The 19,361-nt window shown below is 71.7% G+C and carries 22 protein-coding genes and 1 tRNA gene; 8 read left to right on the top strand and 15 right to left on the bottom strand.

Features of this window, described 5'->3' with window-relative positions; genetic code table 11:
• The first annotated feature begins 159 nt into the window (after positions 1-159).
• The 4 genes from QE410_RS00435 to QE410_RS00450 all read left to right on the top strand — a co-directional run bounded on the left by QE410_RS00435 (position 160) and on the right by QE410_RS00450 (position 2,183).
• The gene (locus tag QE410_RS00435; protein WP_307326614.1) at positions 160-549 is read left to right on the top strand and encodes an ester cyclase; all 390 of its coding nucleotides are present in this window, start codon (positions 160-162) and stop codon (positions 547-549) included.
• A gap of 223 nt (positions 550-772) precedes the next feature.
• On the top strand, positions 773-1,060 hold the full coding sequence (locus QE410_RS00440) for a hypothetical protein (RefSeq protein ID WP_307326617.1): 288 nt from the start codon (positions 773-775) through the stop codon (positions 1,058-1,060).
• Positions 1,057-1,494 carry a BLUF domain-containing protein gene (locus tag QE410_RS00445; protein WP_307326619.1) on the top strand — a complete coding sequence of 146 codons (438 nt, stop codon included), beginning with the start codon at positions 1,057-1,059 and terminating at the stop codon, positions 1,492-1,494. Before QE410_RS00440 ends, QE410_RS00445 begins: the two co-directional genes overlap by 4 nt.
• An 89-nt stretch (positions 1,495-1,583) precedes the next feature.
• Positions 1,584-2,183, top strand: a complete 600-nt coding sequence (locus tag QE410_RS00450; RefSeq protein WP_307326621.1) for a flavodoxin family protein — start codon at positions 1,584-1,586, stop codon at positions 2,181-2,183.
• Positions 2,184-2,438: 255 nt separating this feature from the next.
• Here QE410_RS00450 and QE410_RS00455 read toward each other — a convergent pair whose 3' ends face one another.
• Positions 2,439-3,143 carry an SGNH/GDSL hydrolase family protein gene (locus QE410_RS00455; RefSeq protein ID WP_307326623.1) on the bottom strand — a complete coding sequence of 235 codons (705 nt, stop codon included), beginning with the start codon at positions 3,141-3,143 and terminating at the stop codon, positions 2,439-2,441.
• A gap of 92 nt (positions 3,144-3,235) precedes the next feature.
• Positions 3,236-3,820: a YdeI family protein gene (locus tag QE410_RS00460; RefSeq protein ID WP_307326625.1), complete on the bottom strand. Its 585-nt coding sequence runs from the start codon at positions 3,818-3,820 to the stop codon at positions 3,236-3,238.
• A gap of 155 nt (positions 3,821-3,975) precedes the next feature.
• Here QE410_RS00460 and QE410_RS00465 point away from each other — a divergent pair, with 155 nt between their 5' ends.
• Entirely contained in the window at positions 3,976-4,308 is a 333-nt protein-coding gene (locus QE410_RS00465; protein WP_307326628.1) for a hypothetical protein, read from the top strand.
• Positions 4,309-4,650: 342 nt separating this feature from the next.
• Positions 4,651-5,412, top strand: a complete 762-nt coding sequence (locus tag QE410_RS00470) for an SDR family NAD(P)-dependent oxidoreductase (RefSeq protein WP_307326630.1) — start codon at positions 4,651-4,653, stop codon at positions 5,410-5,412.
• 50 nt (positions 5,413-5,462) lie between these two features.
• Here QE410_RS00470 and QE410_RS00475 read toward each other — a convergent pair whose 3' ends face one another.
• Together QE410_RS00475 and QE410_RS00480 are read right to left on the bottom strand one after the other, a co-directional pair.
• Complete coding sequence (locus QE410_RS00475) at positions 5,463-5,681, bottom strand: hypothetical protein (RefSeq protein ID WP_307326633.1); 219 nt, start codon at positions 5,679-5,681, stop codon at positions 5,463-5,465.
• A 568-nt stretch (positions 5,682-6,249) separates the two neighbouring features.
• Positions 6,250-6,320: transfer RNA gene (locus tag QE410_RS00480), tRNA-Gly, on the bottom strand.
• 460 nt (positions 6,321-6,780) lie between these two features.
• Between QE410_RS00480 and dcd the strand changes: the two genes are divergently transcribed.
• Positions 6,781-7,386 (top strand): dCTP deaminase, encoded by a 606-nt coding sequence (gene dcd, locus QE410_RS00485; protein WP_307326635.1) that lies wholly within the window; start codon positions 6,781-6,783, stop codon positions 7,384-7,386.
• A 264-nt stretch (positions 7,387-7,650) separates the two neighbouring features.
• Here dcd and fdxA read toward each other — a convergent pair whose 3' ends face one another.
• The 11 genes from fdxA to QE410_RS00540 form a co-directional block, all read right to left on the bottom strand.
• Complete coding sequence (gene fdxA / locus QE410_RS00490; protein WP_307326637.1) at positions 7,651-7,974, bottom strand: ferredoxin; 324 nt, start codon at positions 7,972-7,974, stop codon at positions 7,651-7,653.
• A complete protein-coding gene (locus QE410_RS00495; RefSeq protein WP_307326639.1) occupies positions 7,971-9,347 on the bottom strand; it encodes an FAD-dependent oxidoreductase in 1,377 nt (458 codons plus the stop codon). The genes fdxA and QE410_RS00495 overlap by 4 nt, the downstream gene beginning before the upstream one ends.
• Positions 9,344-10,261, bottom strand: coding sequence for a uroporphyrinogen-III C-methyltransferase (gene cobA / locus QE410_RS00500; RefSeq protein ID WP_307326641.1), 918 nt, complete (start codon positions 10,259-10,261; stop codon positions 9,344-9,346). The genes QE410_RS00495 and cobA overlap by 4 nt, the downstream gene beginning before the upstream one ends.
• Positions 10,258-11,148 (bottom strand): ABC transporter permease, encoded by an 891-nt coding sequence (locus tag QE410_RS00505; protein WP_307326643.1) that lies wholly within the window; start codon positions 11,146-11,148, stop codon positions 10,258-10,260. The genes cobA and QE410_RS00505 overlap by 4 nt, the downstream gene beginning before the upstream one ends.
• Complete coding sequence (locus QE410_RS00510; protein ID WP_307326645.1) at positions 11,138-11,917, bottom strand: ABC transporter ATP-binding protein; 780 nt, start codon at positions 11,915-11,917, stop codon at positions 11,138-11,140. Before QE410_RS00510 ends, QE410_RS00505 begins: the two co-directional genes overlap by 11 nt.
• Position 11,918: 1 nt before the next feature.
• Entirely contained in the window at positions 11,919-12,980 is a 1,062-nt protein-coding gene (locus QE410_RS00515; protein ID WP_373459310.1) for an ABC transporter substrate-binding protein, read from the bottom strand.
• A 58-nt stretch (positions 12,981-13,038) separates the two neighbouring features.
• Entirely contained in the window at positions 13,039-14,370 is a 1,332-nt protein-coding gene (locus QE410_RS00520; protein WP_307326647.1) for a sulfate adenylyltransferase subunit 1, read from the bottom strand.
• Positions 14,370-15,287 carry a sulfate adenylyltransferase subunit CysD gene (gene cysD / locus QE410_RS00525; protein WP_307326649.1) on the bottom strand — a complete coding sequence of 306 codons (918 nt, stop codon included), beginning with the start codon at positions 15,285-15,287 and terminating at the stop codon, positions 14,370-14,372. The genes QE410_RS00520 and cysD overlap by 1 nt, the downstream gene beginning before the upstream one ends.
• Positions 15,284-16,027 (bottom strand): phosphoadenylyl-sulfate reductase, encoded by a 744-nt coding sequence (locus QE410_RS00530; protein WP_307326651.1) that lies wholly within the window; start codon positions 16,025-16,027, stop codon positions 15,284-15,286. Before QE410_RS00530 ends, cysD begins: the two co-directional genes overlap by 4 nt.
• The gene (locus QE410_RS00535; RefSeq protein ID WP_307326653.1) at positions 16,024-17,736 is read right to left on the bottom strand and encodes a nitrite/sulfite reductase; all 1,713 of its coding nucleotides are present in this window, start codon (positions 17,734-17,736) and stop codon (positions 16,024-16,026) included. The genes QE410_RS00530 and QE410_RS00535 overlap by 4 nt, the downstream gene beginning before the upstream one ends.
• 234 nt (positions 17,737-17,970) lie before the next feature.
• On the bottom strand, positions 17,971-18,747 hold the full coding sequence (locus tag QE410_RS00540) for a hypothetical protein (protein WP_307326656.1): 777 nt from the start codon (positions 18,745-18,747) through the stop codon (positions 17,971-17,973).
• Between the two features lie 107 nt (positions 18,748-18,854).
• Here QE410_RS00540 and QE410_RS00545 point away from each other — a divergent pair, with 107 nt between their 5' ends.
• Positions 18,855-19,361: a MarR family winged helix-turn-helix transcriptional regulator gene (locus tag QE410_RS00545; protein WP_307326657.1), complete on the top strand. Its 507-nt coding sequence runs from the start codon at positions 18,855-18,857 to the stop codon at positions 19,359-19,361.

A 19,361-nucleotide genomic window follows, 5' to 3' on the forward strand; every position in this document is an offset into this window, starting at 1 on the left:
ATCCTCGCCGCGTGCGCTGTCACCGTCACGAGTGCTGCGCGAACAGGCTGACGGCGCCAGCCTGCCGGAGGCTGTCCCGTCCCGCCGCAATGCTGCGCGAACAGGCCGACGGCGCCGGCCTGCCGGAGGCTGCCCCGTCCCGCCGCCGATAATGGGGGAGTGGAGCCGTGGGAGACGCGTGAGTGGTTCGCCGACGTCCTCGATGCGCTGAACCGGCATGACCTCGTCGACCTGCGAGGCTTCCTGCACCCCCGCGTCCGCCGTGCGCACCTGCCCGCGGGCGCCGACGCCTGGATCGGGGAGTACGCCGACCTGCTGCACGGGTTCCCCGACTGGCAGTGGAAACGCATCCAGCTCCTCGTCGAAGACGACCGCCTCGCGGTGCACCTGCGCGGCGGCGGAACCCACACCGGCGCGTTCGCGCACCACCCCGCCACGCGACGGCGCGTGAGCATCGCGTCCTTCGCGATGTGGCGCGTGGAGCAGGGCCTCATCGTCGAGGCGAGCGGCACCGACGACGCCGCCCAGATCCGCGCCGCCATCCGCTGAACGCCACGGACCGGGAGACGGGCGCCGCCGCCGGCCCCGGGGCCCGCGAGTCGGCATCTCGCCGACACGTCGGTCGCCGCCCGCAACCGTCTCGTCGGCGGGCCGCGGTCTCGCGCCGACGGCACGACGCGGAGGCGCCGATCTGTCAAGGGCGGCTCGATGTCGGAGGCCCCGGGTACGGTCACTTCTGCCCGGTTCCATCGCGGGTGTAAGGAGGGTGACCATGGTGTCTCCCGAACAGCCCGGAGCGGGAGTCGTCTGGGCTCGCGTCGAAGAGGGCTTCCATGTCGGCAGCCGCAGCGGAGTCTTCCTCGGCTACATCGATCGTCAGCCCGACGGCGTGTATCTCGCGCACGACGGCCGCTCGCGCGTCGTCGGACGCTTCACCGAGCTGACCGAGGCGATGGCCACCGTCACGAACGCGCAGCCGCCGCACGACGCGCCGGTCACCCTCGAGCAGGTACGCGTCCCCGCGCGCCGCTCCACCGACGACGGGAGCGCGGTCGCATGAGCACGCCCCTGGTCTCCGTCTCCTACGTCAGCACGGCCGCCGATTCGTTCGACGACGCCGCGCTCTCCGCCCTGCTCGCGCAGAGCCGCGCGTCCAACCACGACCACGACCTCACCGGCATGCTGCTGTACCGGCGCGGGCGCTTCTTCCAGGTGCTGGAAGGGCCTCAGGATGCCGTCGACGAGCTCATGACGAAGATCCGGCGCGACCCGCGGCACGCCGACGTGCGAGTGCTCCTGAGCGAGCAGCTCGATGAGCGACGGTTCTCGGAGTGGACGATGGGGTACGAACCGATCGGCGTTCCCTCCTCCCCGCCGCCCGAGGGTTTCCGCGACACGTTCGCCGACCTCGAGTCCGACGACGACGATGCCAGCATCCGCGCGGTGCGCGAACTGACGGTCTGGTTCCGCGCGCGCACGAGCGTCGACGTCTGAGGTCCCGCCCGCTCGGTCGGCCGCGTCAACCCCGTCGCCGGGGGAGCCTCGTCCGCCGTACGGTGCCCGCTCCGATCGGAAGGCATCCCATGACTTCAGCACTCGCTCTGAACTGCACGCTCAAGCCGGGCGACGCACCGTCGAGCACCGACAAGATCCTGCGCGAAGTCGCGGCCCAGCTCGCGCAGCATGACGTCATGACCGAGATCGTGAGGGTCGTCGATCTCGCGGTCCACCCGGGCGTCGACACAGACATGGGTGGGGGAGACGAGTGGCCGGGTCTTCGCGCCAAGATCCTGGCATCCGACATCCTCGTCTTCGGCACCCCCACCTGGGTCGGGCACATGTCGTCGGTCGCGCAGCGCGTGATCGAGCGCCTCGACGCCGAGCTCAGCGAAACCGACGAAGAGGGGCGCCCCATCCTGGTGGGCAAGGTCGCCGTCGTCGCCGTGGTGGGCAATGAAGACGGCGCGCACAAGATCACGGCCGACCTGTTCCAGTCGTTGAACGACGTGGGCTTCACCATTCCCGCCCAGGGCGCGACCTACTGGAACGGCGAGGCGATGCAGGGCGGCGACTACAACGACCTCGACGAGACACCGGAGCCCGTGGCGAAGACGAACGCCACGGTCGCCGCGCATGCGGTGCATCTCGCGCGGCTGTTCGAGGTGTCGGACTACCCGGCGTGACGCCGGCGTTTGCGCGGCAGAGCCGCGGGGTGACACCCGGCCGTTGCTGGTCCCCGCCGCAACGGCGAGGGCGGGTGAGCCGCAAGATCTGGCGGCGCCGTTCGCCCGGTCCGCCGGGGTCGCCGGCCCGTCGCGACCCGGGCGAGCCGCCGGATCCCGCGGCGCCGTTCGCCCGGTCCGCCGCGGTCGCCGGCCTGTCGCGAAAGCGCTGGTCTGCCGCGAAAGCGCTCGGTCCGGTGCGAGGGTGAGCGACGGTCAGAGGGGCGGGTCGAGGGCGCGGAGCGCGGCATCCATCCGTTCCGCCATCTCGGCGTAGCCGGTGTCGTTCGGGTGGAGCCCGTCGGATGCCATCCAGCTGTCGGCGGAGTCGGCGTAGTGTCCGTCGAGCCAGTGGCCGGCGCCGTCGATGTGGTCGGCGTCGATGCGTTCGGCGGCGGCCTCGACCCATCCCGCGATGATGTCGACCGAGGCGGGGCGATCGTCGGTGTACCAGAACGGCTCGACGACGACGATGCGCGCGTCGGGCAGCCCGTCGCGCAGGCGCTGCAGGTCGCTGTCGATGGCGGCACGGATGTCGTCGGCGGCGCTGTCGTAGCTGAAGTTGTCGTTGAGCCCCATCGTCACGAACACGATGTCGGGGTCGTCGGCGATGATCAGCGCCGGTATGTCGTTCAGGCCGGGCCCCATCGAGGCGCGGCGGTTGACGAAGCCGAGGCCGTTCTCGCAGCGGTTGATCTCCTGCCAGCCGCGCTCCGCCGACACGATCGTCGACCAGCGCTTCTCGGGCGAACTCGCGCCCGTCCCCCGCGTGTACGAGTCGCCGTAGAAGGCCACGACGGGCCCGTCGCCGGGGGTCGCGGGCGCAGACCGCGCTGCGCCCGGGTTCGGGGCGGAGCAGGCGACGAGCCCCGCGATGAGGGATGCCACGATCCCCAGGCTCAACGACCGTCGCGCGCGCATGAGCCCATTCTCGCCCGGTCGGGTGGGGCCGGGCCCGTCTCGGTCACCCGTCCTTCGCGACGCGGTGCTCGGCGCGGGTGAGCGTCGGCGAGTCAGGCGCCCTCCCCGGCCTCAGCGTCGAGCGCCTCCAGCCGCTCGATGTGCCGTGCGATGCGTGCCGCACGCACGCTGTCGTTCGCGGCGGTGACCACCGGGTGGAGCAACGAGTAGCGCTGCGTCTTGTTCAGGGCCGCGAAGGCGCGGGCAGCCGCCGGTGCGGCATCCAGAGCGGCCTCCAGGTCGGGGGGAACCTCGATCGTCGCGGGACCGGCGTACGCCCGCTCCCACCGTCCGTCGGCCTGGGCCTTCGCGATCTCATCGGCCCCCCGTGCACGCATGCGTCCCTCCTCGCTGAGCCGGGCCACGATGTCGACGTTGCGTGTCGACCACAGCGACCGCGAGCGGCGCGGGGTGAAGTGCTGCCAGAAGGTCGCGGCATCCCGAGACTGTCGGCGGCCGTCGATCCATCCGCTGCACAGCGCCTCGTCGAGCGCCTCGGCGTAGGTGAGGGCCGTGGGAACGGTGGTGCCCTTCTTCGCCAGGACGAGCCGCACGCCGTCGCTGGCGCTCTCGTTCTGATCGAGCCAAGCGCGCCACCGGTGCGCGTCGGCGACGATGAGCTCGGGAATGTCAGCCACTGATTGCGCTCCTCTTCGTCGTGTCTGGCAACCTAGCGCGCACTTCCGACATCGACCCCTAGCCGAGCGGAGGCCTGCGGGGCAAGTGGCCCCCTGGGCGGCGCGCTCACCCCCACCATGAGGGGATGCGATGTGTAACGTACGCCGGTGAGACCGTGACCACGACCGACGACGTCGCCGAGGCGCTCGTGCAGCTGACGGCATCCATCGCCGCCGACGGTCAAGCCGAGGCCGTCAGCATCCCGATCGTCACCGCGAGCGGAGCGACCGAGGAGGCCGAGCTGGTCATCGGCGTCGGCAACGATGTGCTCAGCGCCCCCGCGCACGACTGGTCCGGAGACGAGCCCGACTTCGGATGGGCCGCCGAAGAACTGCGTCAGCACAAGCGCTTCCCGCAGGCGCCGGCCATCGCGCACGAGCAGACGCTCGACATCGACAACCCCGACGCCTTCTGGGACCCCGACCTCGACGGGTTCACCCGCGCCTGACGTCGGTTCTTCAGCTTCGGGGCGGATTTGGCGCTTCGGGGCGGCGAATTCTCGCCCCGAGCGGCCGATCCCGCCCCAATTGGCCGGTTCCGCTTCGAGCGGCCGGTTCCGCCCCGAACGGCAGATGCCGCCCCCAAGGGGCCCGTCTGCTCCGGCGGGACCCCGCATCTGCCGGGGGAGCTCGTCAAGCCGGGTGATGCGCGCCGGCCGCGACGTAACGTGAGTGGTCCACGTCGGACGTGACCGGTTCATCACCCCGGCGTGTGAGCCCCGGACAGTCCGGGCGGAGTCGCCGTTTCGCGTCGCCGCCCGGACGCTCGGCGCATCGACGAGGATGAGGGCATGCTGTTCTCCCTCGTCACCGGCGCCTCTCGCGGGATCGGCCGGGCCATCGCCGTCGCCCTCAGCGAGCGGGGTGATCGCGTCGCCGTCCACTACGGACAGGATCGGGATGCCGCGCTCGAGACGCTCGCATCCCTGCACGGCGAGGGTCACATCGTCGTCGGCGGAGACCTCTCCGACGCCGCTGTCGCGGAGCGCGTCGTGAGCGATGTGCTCGAGGCCTTCGGTCGCATCGACGTGCTCGTCAACAACGCCGCCATCGCGCCGAACGCATCGACCTCGCATCCCATCGCCACCGTCGACTACGCCGCCTGGCACACCATCTGGGAGCAGATGGTCGACATCGACCTCCGCGCCCCGGCGAACATGACCTTCCTCGTGGCGCGGTCGCTCATCAAACGCGGGCTCCCCGGATCGGTCGTGAACGTGGGCTCGCGCGGCGCTTTCCGCGGCGAACCCGAATTCCCCGCCTACGGCGCCGCGAAAGCGGGCCTGCACGCGATGGGCCAGTCCCTCGCGGTCGCCCTCGCCCCGCACGGCATCGCCGTCACGAGCGTCGCGCCCGGCTTCGTGGGCACCGACCGGCAACAGGAGAAGCTTGCCGGCGCGGCGGGCGACGGCATCCGGGATCAGAGTCCCTTCGGCCGCGTCGCGACCCCGGAAGAAGTGGCGGATGCCGTGGTGTACCTCAGTTCGCCTCGCTCGCAGTGGGCGTCGGGCGCCATCCTCGACCTGAACGGGGCGTCGCACCTGCGCAGCTGACGCGCCTGCTTCCCGGCGTTACCGAGACTGCGGACGGGCGGGCGGGAGCGTCAGAGCTGGTCGCGATCATCGGGCGCGGCGGCGCCACCGCGCCCGCGTATCTCCACGGTGAGGCGAACCATTCCCACGACGATGAGCAGGAAGCCCAGCACGGTGAGGTTCCACCTCCATAGCCCGTCGAGGCCGAAGAGCACGGAGGAGGAGAGGGCGAACGTCGCGCCGATGAGCAGCCAGACGGCGATCTGCGGGGGAGCCTCGTGTCTTGCCATGTCTCCCACGGTAGGCGGGTGCCGTCGCCTCGACATCCGTCGAGCGGGGGAGATCCGGATGCCGTCCCCGCGCCTCCCCGAAGGGCTCGAGGCCGCCCGTGAGGGCTTTAGGGGCTGACGGGAATCGTCCCCACCGCCCCTCCACGCGCCGCTTCGCGCCGCGCGGAGCCTCCGGCGGCGTGGGCCCACCCGAGGCTTCGATTCAGGCAACACGAAAGCCCTCCCGAACGGCCTTCGCCCGCCCGTGAGGGCTTTGAGGGGCTGACGGGAATCGTCCCCACCGCCCCTCCACGCGCCGCTTCGCGCCGCGCGGAGCCTCCGGCGGTGTGGGCCCACCCGCTGCGGGATCGGTCCCTACGGCACCCACGCGAAAGGTCCGCCACACCGGCTGCGCCGGCATGTCGGACCTTTGAGGGGCTGACGGGAATCGTCCCCACCGCCCCTCCACGCGCCGCTTCGCGCCGCGCGGAGCCTCCGGCGGTGTGGGCCCACCCGCTGCGGGATCGGTCCCTACGGCACCCACGCGAAAGGTCCGCCACACCGGCTGCGCCGGCATGTCGGACCTTTGAGGGGCTGACGGGAATCGAACCCGCGCTATCTGCTTGGGAAGCAGATGTTCTGCCATTGAACTACAGCCCCGGAGCCTTGCGGCAACCCGGCCAGCATAACAGGGTGCGCCGCAGCATCCTCCGGCTCGCAACGTCACCGCCCCCGGCGTCGGCACCGCACGCATCTTCGAGGCCGCATGCGATTGACGAGACCGCGCACGATTGCGTCGAAAAGCGTGCGGTCTCGACGAAGCGATGCGGCCTCGGCGGGCGGACGCCGCTCGGCGAGGGGAAGCGCCGTCGCGGCACAGAGTCGCAACGGGCGGCGACTCGGCCGGAGCCCGCTGACTCGGGCCTCGGCGTCGGTTCCGGCATCCCACCGGTACCCCCACCCCCACCGGCCCCCACTCGACCAGCACGGGCATCGCATCGATACCGGCACCCGGGCAGCGGCATCCAGCCGAAATTGCGCCGGCGCCGACGCCGGCTGCGCCGGGCCACCCGCCGACACGCGGCAGCGTCATTCCCGACGCCGCCCCTAGGCTGGGGCCGTGCTGCTCTCCGATCGCGACATCCGGGCCGAACTCGATGCGAAGCGCCTCGGCCTCGATCCCTACGACCCGGCCATGGTGCAGCCGTCGAGCGTCGACGTGCGGCTCGACCGGTACTTCCGGCTCTTCGACAACCACAAGTACCCCTTCATCGACCCCGCCGAGGACCAGCCCGAACTCACCCGCCTCATCGAGGTCGAACCCGACGAGCCGTTCATTCTTCACCCGGGCGAGTTCGCGCTCGGATCGACCTTCGAGCGGGTCAGCCTGCCCGACGACGTCGCCGCGCGCCTCGAGGGTAAGTCGTCGCTGGGCCGCCTCGGGCTGCTGACGCACTCCACCGCCGGCTTCATCGACCCGGGCTTCTCGGGCCACGTCACGCTCGAACTCTCGAACGTCGCGACGCTGCCGATCAAGCTCTGGCCCGGCATGAAGATCGGTCAGGTCTGCTACTTCCGCCTCACCTCGCCGGCCGAGAACCCGTACGGCTCCGGCCCCTACGGCAACCGCTACCAGGGCCAGCGCGGGCCGACAGCCTCGCGCTCCGCTCTGAACTTCCACCGCACCGACGTCGGCTCCACCGACGCGGGTTCGCTCGGCGGCTGACCCGCACTCCGCGCTCGGCGTCGCCGCGACGATGACGTCGGCGATCCGCCGGGCACCTGAGGCCACCGACGCGGGTTCGCTCGGCGGCTGACCCGCACCGGCGCTCGGCGTCGCCGCGACGATGACGTCGGCGATCCGCCGGGCACCTGAGGCCACCGACGCGGGTTCGCTCGGCGGCTGACCCGCACCGGCGCTCGGCGTCGCCGCGACGATGATGTCGGCGATCCGCCGGATATCCGAGACCGCCGGCGCGGCCCCGGGCTTTCAGCCGTGCGCCTGCGGCGGCAGCTCGGCGACGAGCGGATGATCCTTCGCGATGACGCCGACCTTCGCGGCGCCACCGGGTGAGCCGATGTCGTCGAAGAACTCCACGTTCGCCTGGTAGTAGTCGGACCACTCCTCGGGCAGGTCGTCCTCGTAGTAGATCGCCTCGACCGGGCAGACCGGTTCGCATGCACCGCAGTCGACGCACTCGTCGGGGTGGATGTAGAGCGAGCGTTCACCCTCGTAGATGCAGTCGACGGGGCACTCGTCGATGCAGGCCCGGTCTTTCACATCGACGCAGGGCAGCGCGATGACGTACGTCACGAGACGAGCGCTCCCGACCGCGACACCGCCACCTGCTCCTCGCGCGGCACGACCTTGACGCGCTCACGCGTGTGCTCGTGCGCGGCGCCGAGGGCGCGCTCGTGCGCGTCGAGCAGACGCCAGCCTTCCCACGTCGTGAACTCCACGCCGCGCTCGGCCAGAGCCTCGAGTACGTCGCCGTCCACCGTGGGGGCCGAAAGGGTACCCGCCTCGATGTCGGACACGAGGTGGGCGATGGTCTCCATGGCATCCGACTTGGTGTGTCCGATGAGGCCGACGGGGCCGCGCTTGATCCAGCCCGTGGCGTAGAGGCCCGGCACGACGGCGTCGGCATCGACGACGCGACCCTCGACGTTCGGCACCACGCCGCGCACGGCGTCGAACGGCGCGCCGAGCACGGGGCTCGAGAAGTACCCCACCGCGCGGTACACCTGCTGCACGGCGATCTCGCGGATCTCTCCCGTGCCGCGCACGGTTCCGTCGCCGACGGGCTCGGTGCGCTCGAAGCGCAGGCCCTCGACCTTGTCCTCGCCGAGCACGGCGAGAGGGGCGTGGTAGAAGTGCAGGTGCAGGCGACGGGTCGCGCCTGTCTGCTCGCGCGTGCGCCAGCTGTTCAGCACCCGCAGCATCACCTTCAGCTGGTTGTTGGATGCCGAGGCGGGGTCGGCATCCGCGAAGTCTTCGTCGTGCACGATGATGTCGACGTTCGGTACCTCGCCGAGCTCGCGCAGCTCGATGGGCGTGAACTTGATGTCGGCGGGGCCGCGACGACCGAACACGTGCACGTCGGTGACGGCCGACGCCTCGAGGCCGTGCAGCACGTTGTCGGCGATCTCGGTCGAACGCAGGTCGACGGCGTGCTTGGCGAGCACGCGGGCGACGTCGAGGGCGACGTTGCCGTTGCCGATGACAGCGACTTCGCGCTCCTCCAGCGGCCACTCGCGCGAGACGTCGGGGTGACCGTCGTACCAGGCGACGAAATCGGCGGCGCCGTACGAGCCGGGCAGATCTATGCCGGGAATGTCGAGCGGCGCATCGCGCAGCGCCCCGGTGGCGAGGATGACGGCGTCGTACCGCGCGTGCAGCTCGTCGACGGAGATGTCGCGGCCCACCTCGACGTTGCCGATGAAGCGGGTGGAGCCCGCGTCGAGCATCTCGTGCAGCGAGTCGACGATGCCCTTGATGCGCGGGTGGTCGGGGGCGACGCCGTAGCGGATGAGTCCGTAGGGCGCGGGCAGCGAATCGAACAGGTCGATGGCGACCGTGCCGCCGGCGTCGGTCACCGCGCGCGTGAGGATGTTGCCGGCGTAGATGCCGGCAGGGCCGGCGCCGACGATCGCGACACGGAGCGAGGTGAGAGAAGACGAGGTCACAGCGAAGGGGCCTTTCGGGGAACGGCGAGGGGGTCGAAGGTGAGATCGAGGGATGCCAGGGCGGCGGGCGCGTGGGGACTCAGGCGCACCACGTCGCCGACGACCACGACGGCGGGGGAGCGCACACCGCGCTCGGCGGCCTGCGCGGCGATGGTGGCGAGGGTGCCGACAGTCACGCGCTGGCGGGGACCGAAGCCGTCTTCCACGATCGCGACGGGGCAATCGGCGCCGCGGTCTCCGCGGGCGAGGGTCACGGCGGAGTGCGCGAGTGTGCCGACGCCCATCAGCAGCACCACCGTGTGGTCGCGCCCGCCGCTGAGCGCCGCGATCTGGTCGTGCGCGGTCGCCACGATGAAGCTCGTCGCGACCCCGCGATGAGTGAGGGGGATGCCGGCGAGTGCGGGCACCGAGACGGCGCTGGTGACGCCGGGGACGACGCGCACGTCGAGACCGGCCTCCTGGCACGCGAACAGTTCCTCGCCGCCGCGGCCGAAGACGTAGGGGTCGCCACCCTTGAGGCGCACCACGGTGCGGCCGGCGAGGGCTTCGCGCACGAGCAGGGCGTTGATGGCGTCCTGCGGCACGGCGTGGTGGCCGGGCAGCTTGCCCACGTCGATCACCTCACCGCGCAGATGCACGCCCTCGGCGGCGAGGCCGTCGAGCACCGACCGGGCGCCGAGACGGTCCGCGACGATGACGTCGGCGGCCTCGAGGGCCCGAAGGCCGCGCAGGGTCAGCAGGCCCGCGTCGCCGGGGCCGGCGCCGACGAGCCAGACGGTTCCGGATGCCGCGACCTCGGCCGTCTTCGGAGCGCCGAGCAGCGTGGCATCCGGGACCGTCGCTTCGAAGGCATCGCCCGCGCGCGCGGCGACGGCGTCGGCCGTGGCATCCGTTCCCTCCGCGAACCCGCTCATCGCGCACCGCCCGACAGCAGCAGACCGCGCCCGCGCAGCATGCGCCGCTCGATGGGTCCGAAGAAGGCGAGCTCGATCAGGATGCCGATGCCCAGGATCACGACGATCGTGGCGAGCACGCCGGCGAGGTCGGCGAGGTCGCGCGTCTGCTGCAGCATCGTGCCGAGGCCGAACCCGATGGTGCCGCCCGACGTGATGATCTCGGCCGCCATGAGCGAGCGCCACGAGAACGCCCAGCCCTGCTTGAGACCCGCGAAGTAGCCCGGGAAGGCGGCGGGGAGGATCACCGAGGTCGCGAGCTGCCACTTCGACGCACCGAGCACCGTGCCCACACGCCGCAGCTGCGGCGGCACCTGGTCGACGCCCGAGATGAGGCCGTTGACGATCGAGGGGATGGCCCCCATCAGGATGACGAAGTAGGCCGTGGCATCCGTGAGCCCGAACCAGATGATCGCGGCGGGCACCCACGCCACCGACGGCAGCACCTGCAGGCCCGAGATGATCGGGCCGACCGCGCGGCGGATCGGACGCACCTCGGCCAGCAGCAGGCCGATCGGGGTGCCGATGATGATGGCGATGACGAAGCCCAGGATGCCGCGCTCCAGGCTCGTCAGCACTGCCTCTTGCAGGCGGCCGGTGTCCCACGCGTAGGTCAGCGCCCCGAGCACGTCGGCGGGGCTCGGGGCCTTGTCGGGACGCGGGTCGGCGATGACGATGTAGAGCTGCCACGCCGCGATCAGCAGCACGACGAAGATGACGGGGGGCAGCACGCTCGACCAGAAGGTGCGAAAGCGGCCGGCGCCGGTATCGGTCGTGGTCTGCAGGTTGTCGAGGCCCGCCTCGAGGCTGCGGAGGTCGTCGGTCGAGGCCGTGGTGTCAGCGCGCATTGCGGCGGATCTCCTTGCGCAGTTCGTCGGTGATCTCCACCGACAGGGCGGCGACCTCGGGCGACTCGATGCGGCGGCCCTCGGTGCGCTCGATGCGCCACTCGTTGACCACGCGACCGGGCCGGCTGCCGAGCAGCACGACGCGCTGGCCGAGGCGGGCGGCCTCGCGCACGTTGTGGGTGACGAACACGATGGTGCGGCCGGTCGCGCGCCACACGCGCTCGAGCTCTTCGTGGAGCAGATCGCGGGTGATGGCATCCAGGGCCGCGAAGGGCTCGTCCATCAGCAGCACGGGCCGGTCCTGCGCGAGAGCGCGGGCCAGTGCCACGCGCTGGCGCATGCCGCCCGAGAGCTCGTGCGGGCGCTTGTCGGCGGCATCCGCGAGATTGACGGTGTCGAGCAGGGCGAGTGCCTCGTCGCGGCGGCGGGTGCGCGGCACGCCGCGCAGGCGCAGGGCCAGTTCGACGTTCTTGCGGGCGCTCAGCCACGGCATGAGCGCCGACTCCTGGAACATCACCGCCGAGCCCTCGGCGGGCGTCTCGATGCGGCCCGCGGTGGGGCGGTCGAGGCCGGCGATGAGGTTCAGCAGCGTCGACTTGCCGCAGCCCGAGGCGCCGAGCAGGCACACGAACTCGCCGGGAGCGAAGTCGAGGGTGATGTCGTCGAGCACGACCGGGCCCGCACCGAAGCGCTTCGAGACGCCGTCGATCCGCACCGCCGGGGCGGTGGCGAGGGCGGGTGCCGGGCTGTCGATGCGGGCCGTGGTCATGTCACTCCTCGCCGAGTCCGGCGGCCGAGATCGCCGTCTCGCCCGCCTCCTTCAGCTGTGCGTTGAGCAGCCGCAGATCGAACAGGCCCTCGATCGAGCCCTCCTTCTGCGTGCCGGCGGTGACGCCGTGGTCGACGAGCGTCTGGAAGGTGTCGGCGTGCGGGTCGACCGAGTACGTCACGTGCTCGAGGGCCCGGGCGATGACGGCGTCGGCGAGCGGCTTGCCGGTGTCGGCGGCGATCTGCGCGTTGATGACGGATGCCGCGGTGCCGGCGTTGTCGGCGATCCACTGCACGGATGCCTCGTGCCCGGCGAGCAGCTTCGACACCGTCTCGGGATGCTGGTCGAGGAACTCCTTGCGCACCAGCAGCACGGTGGTGGGGAACTGTCCGTCGGGCCACTCGTCGGCCTCGTCGACCAGCACCTTCGCGCCGGCGTCGATGACCAGACGCGACACCCACGGCTCGGGCAGCCAGGCGCCGTCGAGCTGGCCGTCCTTGAACAGCTGGAACGTCTGCGCGTTCTCGGTCGGGGTGATCGTGACGTCGCCGCCGCCCGAGGTGTCGGTCTCGAAGCCCTGCTCCTTCAGCCAGCCGCGCAGCGCCACGTCTTGCGTGTTGCCGAGCTGCGGGGTGGCGAGGGTCTTGCCCTTCAGGTCTTGCGCAGATGAGATGCCGTCGCGCACGACCAGAGCCGCACCGCCGGTGGCCGCACCGGCCACGATGCGCGCCGACTCGCCGCGCGACTGGATGAACGTGTTGATCGAGGGGTTCGGGCCGATGTAGGTCGCGTCGATGGCGCCGGCCGACAGGGCCTCGATGGCGGCGGGGCCGGCGTTGAACACCTCGGTCGACAGCTTCGTGTCGCCGAGGGCGTCCTGCAGCAGGCCCTCCTGCAGACCCACGAGGGCGGGGGCGTGGGTGACGTTGGCGAAGTAGCCGAGGCGCAGCTCCTCGGCGGGGCCCTGGTCGGTGGCTTCCGCCGTCGACGAGGCGCAGCCCGCCATCATCGCTGCCACCACTCCCAGGGTCGTGATCGTTGCTGCAATGCGTCGTATGTTCACTGTCGCCTCCTTCACAGGGCTGGGGTGCGCCGATGGGCGCGGGTCTCTCGGGCGCCGGTCAGCGCACGATGCCGGCGGCGAGGGTCGCGCCGTCGGACGGATGGATGACGAGGAACGAACCCTCGTGGCGGCTGTCGCGGTAGGGCTCCAGCGGCAGGTCGGCGGCCAGGCGCAGGCGCGCACGGCCGATGTCGTTGGTTTCGAGCCGGTCGGCGTCGACGTGCGTGAGGGCGTCGAGGTCGTAGCGCGAGTCGATGGATGCCACGATCGCCTGCACCGTGGCCGTTCCGTGCTTCACGAGCACGCGCGCGCCGGGCGTCAGGGGCCGCGCGTCGAGCTGGAAGAGTTCGACATCGGCCTCGCGGCGCGGGGCGGGCAGGGTGCCCGAGGTGGCGATGACGGCGCCGCGGGCGGCATCCACGTCGTCGGCGAGCTCGAGCGAGACCGACTGCGGAGCGACGGCGCTCTCGGCGGGCACGCCCGCGATCCGGATGCCGCGCACCACCGTGCGCACGCCCGAGCCCGACACCTCGACCTCGTCGCCCACCCGCACGGTGCCGGTCGAGATGCGTCCGGCCACGGCGCGGTAGTCGCGCAGGGCCGCGGCGGCCTCGGGGTCGGCGGCGAGTTCGGGCGACAATCCACCCTGCGGGCGGATCACCGACTGCACCGGCAGACGCAGCGGCTCCCCGTCGCGAGCCGACTCGTCGGCCGAGGGCAGCGTCTCGAGCAGCTCGAGCAGCGCGGGGCCGTCGTACCAGGGCGTTCGCGCGGAGCGGTCGACGATGTTGTCGCCCTCGAGGGCCGACACGGGGATGACGTGCAGGTCGTCGATCTCGAGTTCGGTCGCGACGGCGCGGGCCTGGGCGGCGACGCCCCCGAACACGTCGGCCGAGAAGTCGACGAGGTCGATCTTGTTGACCGCGACGATGACGTGCGGCACGCGCAGCAGAGCGACGACGGCCAGGTGCCGGCGCGTCTGCTCGACGACTCCCGCGCGGGCGTCGACGAGCACGACGACGGCATCGGCGGTGGTGGAGCCGGTGACCATGTTGCGCGTGTACTGCACGTGGCCGGGGCAGTCGGCGAGGATGAACGACCGCGTGCCCGTGGCGAAGTAGCGGTAGGCCACGTCGATGGTGATGCCCTGCTCGCGCTCGGCGCGCAGGCCGTCGGTCAGCAGCGCGAAGTCGAACGCGCCGTGCGCGAAGCCGCGGTCGGCCGAGGTGCGGGCGACCTGCTCGAGCTGGTCGGCGAGGATCGCCTTGGCGTCGTGCAGCAGGCGGCCGACGAGCGTGGACTTGCCGTCGTCGACGGAGCCGGCGGTGGCGAAGCGGAAGAGCGTCGGCTCGGTCGTTTCGACCGGTGCCTCGAGGGTGTCGAGCGACATCAGAAGTACCCGTCCTTCTTGCGGTCTTCCATGGCCGCCTCGCTGAGACGGTCGTCGGCGCGGGTCGCCCCGCGCTCGGTGATGGTGGTGCGCGCGACCTCGGCGACGATGGATGCCAGGTCGGCGGCATCCGATTCGACCGCGCCCGTGCAGCTCATGTCGCCGACCGTGCGGTAGCGGACCGTGCGCACCTCGACGGTCTCGCCCTCGCGAGGCGGGGAGAACGGCCCGACGGGGTTCCACATGTCGCCGCGGCGGTACACCTCGCGCTCGTGCGCGAAGTACAGCGGGGGCAGGGCGATGTTCTCGCGCTGGATGTAGCGCCACACGTCGAGCTCGGTCCAGTTCGAGATGGGGAAGGCGCGCACGTGCTGACCGGGGGTGTGGCGGCCGTTGTACAGGCTCCACAGCTCCGGGCGCTGGTTGCGCGGGTCCCACTGGCCGAACTCGTCGCGAAGCGAGATGATGCGCTCCTTGGCGCGGGCCTTGTCTTCGTCGCGGCGCGCTCCGCCGAACACCGCGTCGTGGCGGCCGGCGGCGATGGCATCCAGCAACGGCAGGGTCTGCAGCGGGTTGCGCGTGCCGTCGGCGCGCTCCTGCAGGCGGCCGTCGTCGATGTAGTCCTGCACGCGGGCGACCTCGAGTCGTAGCCCCAGGCGCTCGACGGTCTCGTCGCGGAAGGCGATGACCTCGGGGAAATTGTGCCCGGTGTCCACGTGCAGCACGGGGAAGGGCACGCGGCCCGGCGCGAACGCCTTGGTCGCGAGGTGCAGCACGACGACGGAGTCCTTGCCGCCCGAGAACAGCAGCACGGGCCGCTCGAACTCGGCGACGACCTCGCGGATGACGTGGATCGCCTCGGCCTCGAGCAGATCGAGGGTGGACAGGGCAGTGGATGCCGTGGACACAGCGCTCATGTGTGCAACCCGCATTCCGTCTTCGAGAAGCCGGCCCAGCGGCCGGCTCGGGGGTCTTCGCCGGGGGCGACCGGTCGGGTGCACGGCTCGCATCCGATGGAGGGGTAGCCGTGGCTGAGGAGGAGGTTGACCGGAACGGCGTGAGCGTTGGCGTAGCCGATGAGGTCATCGAAGCTCCACGCCGCGACCGGGTTCACCTTGACGAGGCCGTTGCGCTCGTCCCACGTGACCAGGGGCGTGTGCGTGCGCGTCGGGGCCTCGTCGCGGCGGACGCCGGTGAACCACACCTCGTAGCCGCCGAGCGCACCCTGCAGGGGGTCGACCTTGCGGCGGGCGCAGCACAACGCGGGGTCGCGCTCGTACAGCCGCGCGCCGAACTCGGCATCCTGTTCGGCGACCGTCTGCTCGGGGAGCACGTCGACGACGCGCACGTCGAGGGCGCGGTCGACCTCGTCGCGCGTGAAGTGGGTCTCGCGGAAGTGGTAGCCCGTGTCGAGGAAGAGCACGTCGACGTTCGGCAGCTGCTCGGCCACGAGGTGCGGCAGCGCGGCATCCGCCATCGAGCACGCCACCGCGGCCGACTCGGGGGTGAAGTTGCGGGCGACCCAGGCGACGACCTCGGCGGGCGACGCCTCGTCGTCGGCGAGGCTGCGGAGTTCGACGTTGCCCCGTTCGGCCAGGGCCTTGAGCTCGTCGTGGCTGCGGCGTGCGGTGACGCGCGGGGCGAGGGAGACGCTCACTGCAGGGCCTCCTCGTCGGCGCGGTGCGCCCACTGGGCGAAGGTCTCGTCGGCCGCGGTGTCGCGCTCGTCGAGGAAGCGCCGCACGACCCGGTCGACGTAGTCGGCGATGCCGTCGGCGGCCACCTTGAGGCCGCGGACGGTGCGGCCGAGACCGGCTTCGTCGCGGTCCTGCGAGGCCAGGCCGCCGCCGAGGTGCACCTGGTAGCCGGGCACCTGCTCACCGTCGATCGTGACGAGCTGACCCTTCAGGCCGATGTCGGCGGTCTGGATGCGGGCGCACGAGTTGGGGCAGCCGTTCACGTGCAGCGAGATCGGGTGCGGCAGGTCGAAGCCCGCGAGGCGCTCCTCGAGGTCGTGCACCGCGGCGGTGGCGTTGACCTTGGTCTCGACGATCGCGAGCTTGCAGAACTCGATGCCCGTGCACGCGATGGTGCCGCGGCGGATGAGGCTCGGGCGCGCCTGCAGACCGAGCTCGTCGAGACCGGCGACGAGGGATTCGACCCGGTCTTCGGGGATGTCGAGGATGACGACCTTCTGGTGCGGCGTGGTGCGCAGGCGCGTCGAGCCGTGCTCCTCGATGAGGTCGGCGAGGCGGGCGAGCGTCGTGCCCGAGACGCGGCCGACGATCGGCGTCGCACCGACATAGAACCGGCCGTCCTTCTGACGGTGGATGCCGACGTGGTCGCCGGGGGCGGCCGGCTTGACCGGCGCGGGACCGTCGGGGAGGGCGTAGCCGAGGTATTCGTCCTGCAGCACCTGGCGGAACTTCGCAGGCCCCCACTCGGCGAGCAGGAACTTCAGGCGCGCCTTGTTGCGCAGACGCCGGTAGCCGTAGTCGCGGAAGATCTGCGCCACACCGTGCCAGGCCTCGGCCACCCGCTCGGGGGCGACGAAGACGCCGAGGCGCTCGCCGAGGCGCGGGGTGGTCGACAGGCCGCCGCCGACCCACAGGTCGTAGCCGATACCGAGCTCGGGATGCTCGACGGCCACGAAGGCGACGTCGTTGATCTCGTGCACGACGTCTTGGTTGGGGTGACCGGTGATGGCCGACTTGAACTTGCGCGGCAGGTTCGACAGTGTCGGGTCGCCGATGAAGCGGCTCGTGATCTCGTCGATCTGCGGGGTCGGGTCGATGAGCTCGTCGGCCGAGATACCGGCCACCGGAGAGCCGAGCACCACGCGCGGCACGTCACCGCACGCCTCGGTCGTGCCGAGACCCACGGCCTCGAGCCGGCGCCAGATCTCTGGCATCGACTCGACCTCGACCCAGTGCAACTGCACGTTCTGGCGGTCGGTGAGGTCGGCGGTGTCGCGGCCGAACTCCTGCGAGATGCCCGCGATGACGCGCAGCTGCTCGGTGGTGAGCTGGCCGCCGTCGATGCGGACACGGAGCATGAAGTAGGCGTCTTCGAGCTCTTCGGGGCTCAGCGTGGCGGTGCGACCGCCGTCGATACCGGGCTTGCGCTGGGTGTAGAGGCCCCAGACGCGGAAGCGGCCGTGCAGGTCGGTCGGGTCGATGGACGAGAAGCCGCCCGCGGCGTAGATGTTCTCGATGCGCGCGCGCACGGCGAGACCGTCGTCGACCTGCTTCCACTCCTCGTTGCCGTTCAGCGGGGTGGTGCCGTCGATCTTCCACTGCCCGTTGGGCTTGGTGGACGGCCGCGGAGGCCGGGCGGCGGGGCGCGGTGTGGTCTGACTGGTGGTCACGGTGCGGCTGTTCCTTCACTGCGCCGTTGCGTCGTGCCGGCGGCATTCGAACAGACGCTAGAACGGACCTCCGACACCGGCTAATGGGCCTGTCTCGAAGCGTCGCGGAGTGACACGGAGCGTCATCTTGCGACCGGAATGTTGCGCCGTGTGCCGTGACGCAGTAGTCGGGCGGCGACGGTCGCGGTCTCGCAGGGCCGCGACCGTCCGGCGTCCGGACTCACGCGCGTGTTCTCAGTCGGCCGATGCGGGCGGGGGTCCCGCCTCGCGCCCGCGCTGGAACCCGGCTTCGAAGCCGCGCTCGAAGGCACGTTCTTCGCCGCGACGGCGGTGGTGACGGCTCCCGCCGCACTCGTGCGAGCCGCGGGGGTGCATGCGGTCGGCGTGGCCCTGCCGGACGCCTCGGCTGCCGTGCTCGTCGTGGTCGTGCCCCGCGTCGTCGGGTTCGGAAGCCGAGGCAGGGGGCTCGGCGGGATCGAACGGGGCACGGGGGCCGGGGCGCTCGCCGGTGCGGAACCCGCGGTGCTCGTTCGGTCCGAAGGCCCGGCGCGGGTCGGGCCCGAAGCCGCGCCGCCCCGCGCCGGGCGTGACACGGAAGCCTGCGCCCGGACCGCGATCGATCGTCTCGTCGATGCCGAGTGCAGCCGCGAGGGCGTCGAGTCCGGCGGTCAGGTGGACGAGCTGTTCGGGCGTGATGCCGGCGAGCAGCGCCGAGCGCTCGGCATCCACGCTGTCGAGGAGCGCCCTGCCCTCGTCGGTCAGCGACCAGCCGTCGTCGTCGGAGCGGGTGATCCAGCCGCGGTGTGCGAGCGCGGTGACGCGCTTGCCCCCGCGCGCCAGGCGGGCGGCGACCCAGGGGGCGTCGATGCGACCGTCGACGGCGCTGAGCAGCACGACGGTCTTGGGGTGGATGCCGCTGTCGTGCAGGTGCGCGAAGAGTCGGTGATGCAGCGCGTGGCCGATCGTCGTGAGGCGATGCGCGAGGACGCGCGGATCGGTGGGGGTGTTCATGGAAGGTCCTTTCGTCGGCGGACGCTCCGCCGATGCATGTCATCTGACAACGAATGTACTGTGACATGTATTTCGAATGCTTGTCAAGCGACATGTAAAATCTGGCTGTGTCCACCGACCCCGCCGACGAGATCGCCGCCGCGCTCGCGCGCCTGCGCGGCCGGCGCCCGCGCCCGCCGTTCCCGCCTGAGGCGCACCACCACCCGCACGGCGGGCACGGCGGTCCCTGGGGCCGGGGCGCCCCTCCCTGGGCCGACCCGGCGCACGCGCGCTTCGGGGGGCCGGCGCGCCTGCGCATGCTCGACGCCCTCGTCGCGGCATCCGGATCGCTCTCGGTCGGAGAGATCGCCGAGGCGGTCGGAGTCGACCAACCGCGCGCGTCGCGTCTCGTGCAGCAGTCGGTCGAGCTGGGACTGGTCGCGCGCGAACCCGACCCCGACGACGCGCGCCGCACCCGCGTGCGCCTCACGCCCGAGGGGCAGGGCCTCGTGTCGGGGTTCCGCGGGCGACGCCGGGATGCCGTGCGCTCGGCCCTCGAATCGTTCAGCGACGCCGAGCGGACCGAGTTCGCCCGCCTGCTGGCGAAATTCGCCGACGCCTGGCCGCGCGACTGA

Origin of the sequence: Microbacterium sp. SORGH_AS_1204 (genome assembly GCF_030818935.1) — a bacterium.
GTDB lineage: Bacteria > Actinomycetota > Actinomycetes > Actinomycetales > Microbacteriaceae > Microbacterium.

Coding starts and splice junctions, on each gene's coding strand:
- QE410_RS00520 (WP_307326647.1), bottom strand. CDS start 14,370: ATGTCGCTCGACACCCTCGAGGCACCGGTCGAAACGACCGAGCCGACG.
- QE410_RS00440 (WP_307326617.1), top strand. CDS start 773: ATGGTGTCTCCCGAACAGCCCGGAGCGGGAGTCGTCTGGGCTCGCGTC.
- QE410_RS00455 (WP_307326623.1), bottom strand. CDS start 3,143: ATGCGCGCGCGACGGTCGTTGAGCCTGGGGATCGTGGCATCCCTCATC.
- QE410_RS00540 (WP_307326656.1), bottom strand. CDS start 18,747: ATGAACACCCCCACCGATCCGCGCGTCCTCGCGCATCGCCTCACGACG.
- QE410_RS00510 (WP_307326645.1), bottom strand. CDS start 11,917: ATGACCACGGCCCGCATCGACAGCCCGGCACCCGCCCTCGCCACCGCC.
- QE410_RS00470 (WP_307326630.1), top strand. CDS start 4,651: ATGCTGTTCTCCCTCGTCACCGGCGCCTCTCGCGGGATCGGCCGGGCC.
- QE410_RS00450 (WP_307326621.1), top strand. CDS start 1,584: ATGACTTCAGCACTCGCTCTGAACTGCACGCTCAAGCCGGGCGACGCA.
- cysD (WP_307326649.1), bottom strand. CDS start 15,287: ATGAGCGCTGTGTCCACGGCATCCACTGCCCTGTCCACCCTCGATCTG.
- cobA (WP_307326641.1), bottom strand. CDS start 10,261: ATGAGCGGGTTCGCGGAGGGAACGGATGCCACGGCCGACGCCGTCGCC.
- QE410_RS00505 (WP_307326643.1), bottom strand. CDS start 11,148: ATGCGCGCTGACACCACGGCCTCGACCGACGACCTCCGCAGCCTCGAG.
- QE410_RS00475 (WP_307326633.1), bottom strand. CDS start 5,681: ATGGCAAGACACGAGGCTCCCCCGCAGATCGCCGTCTGGCTGCTCATC.
- QE410_RS00445 (WP_307326619.1), top strand. CDS start 1,057: ATGAGCACGCCCCTGGTCTCCGTCTCCTACGTCAGCACGGCCGCCGAT.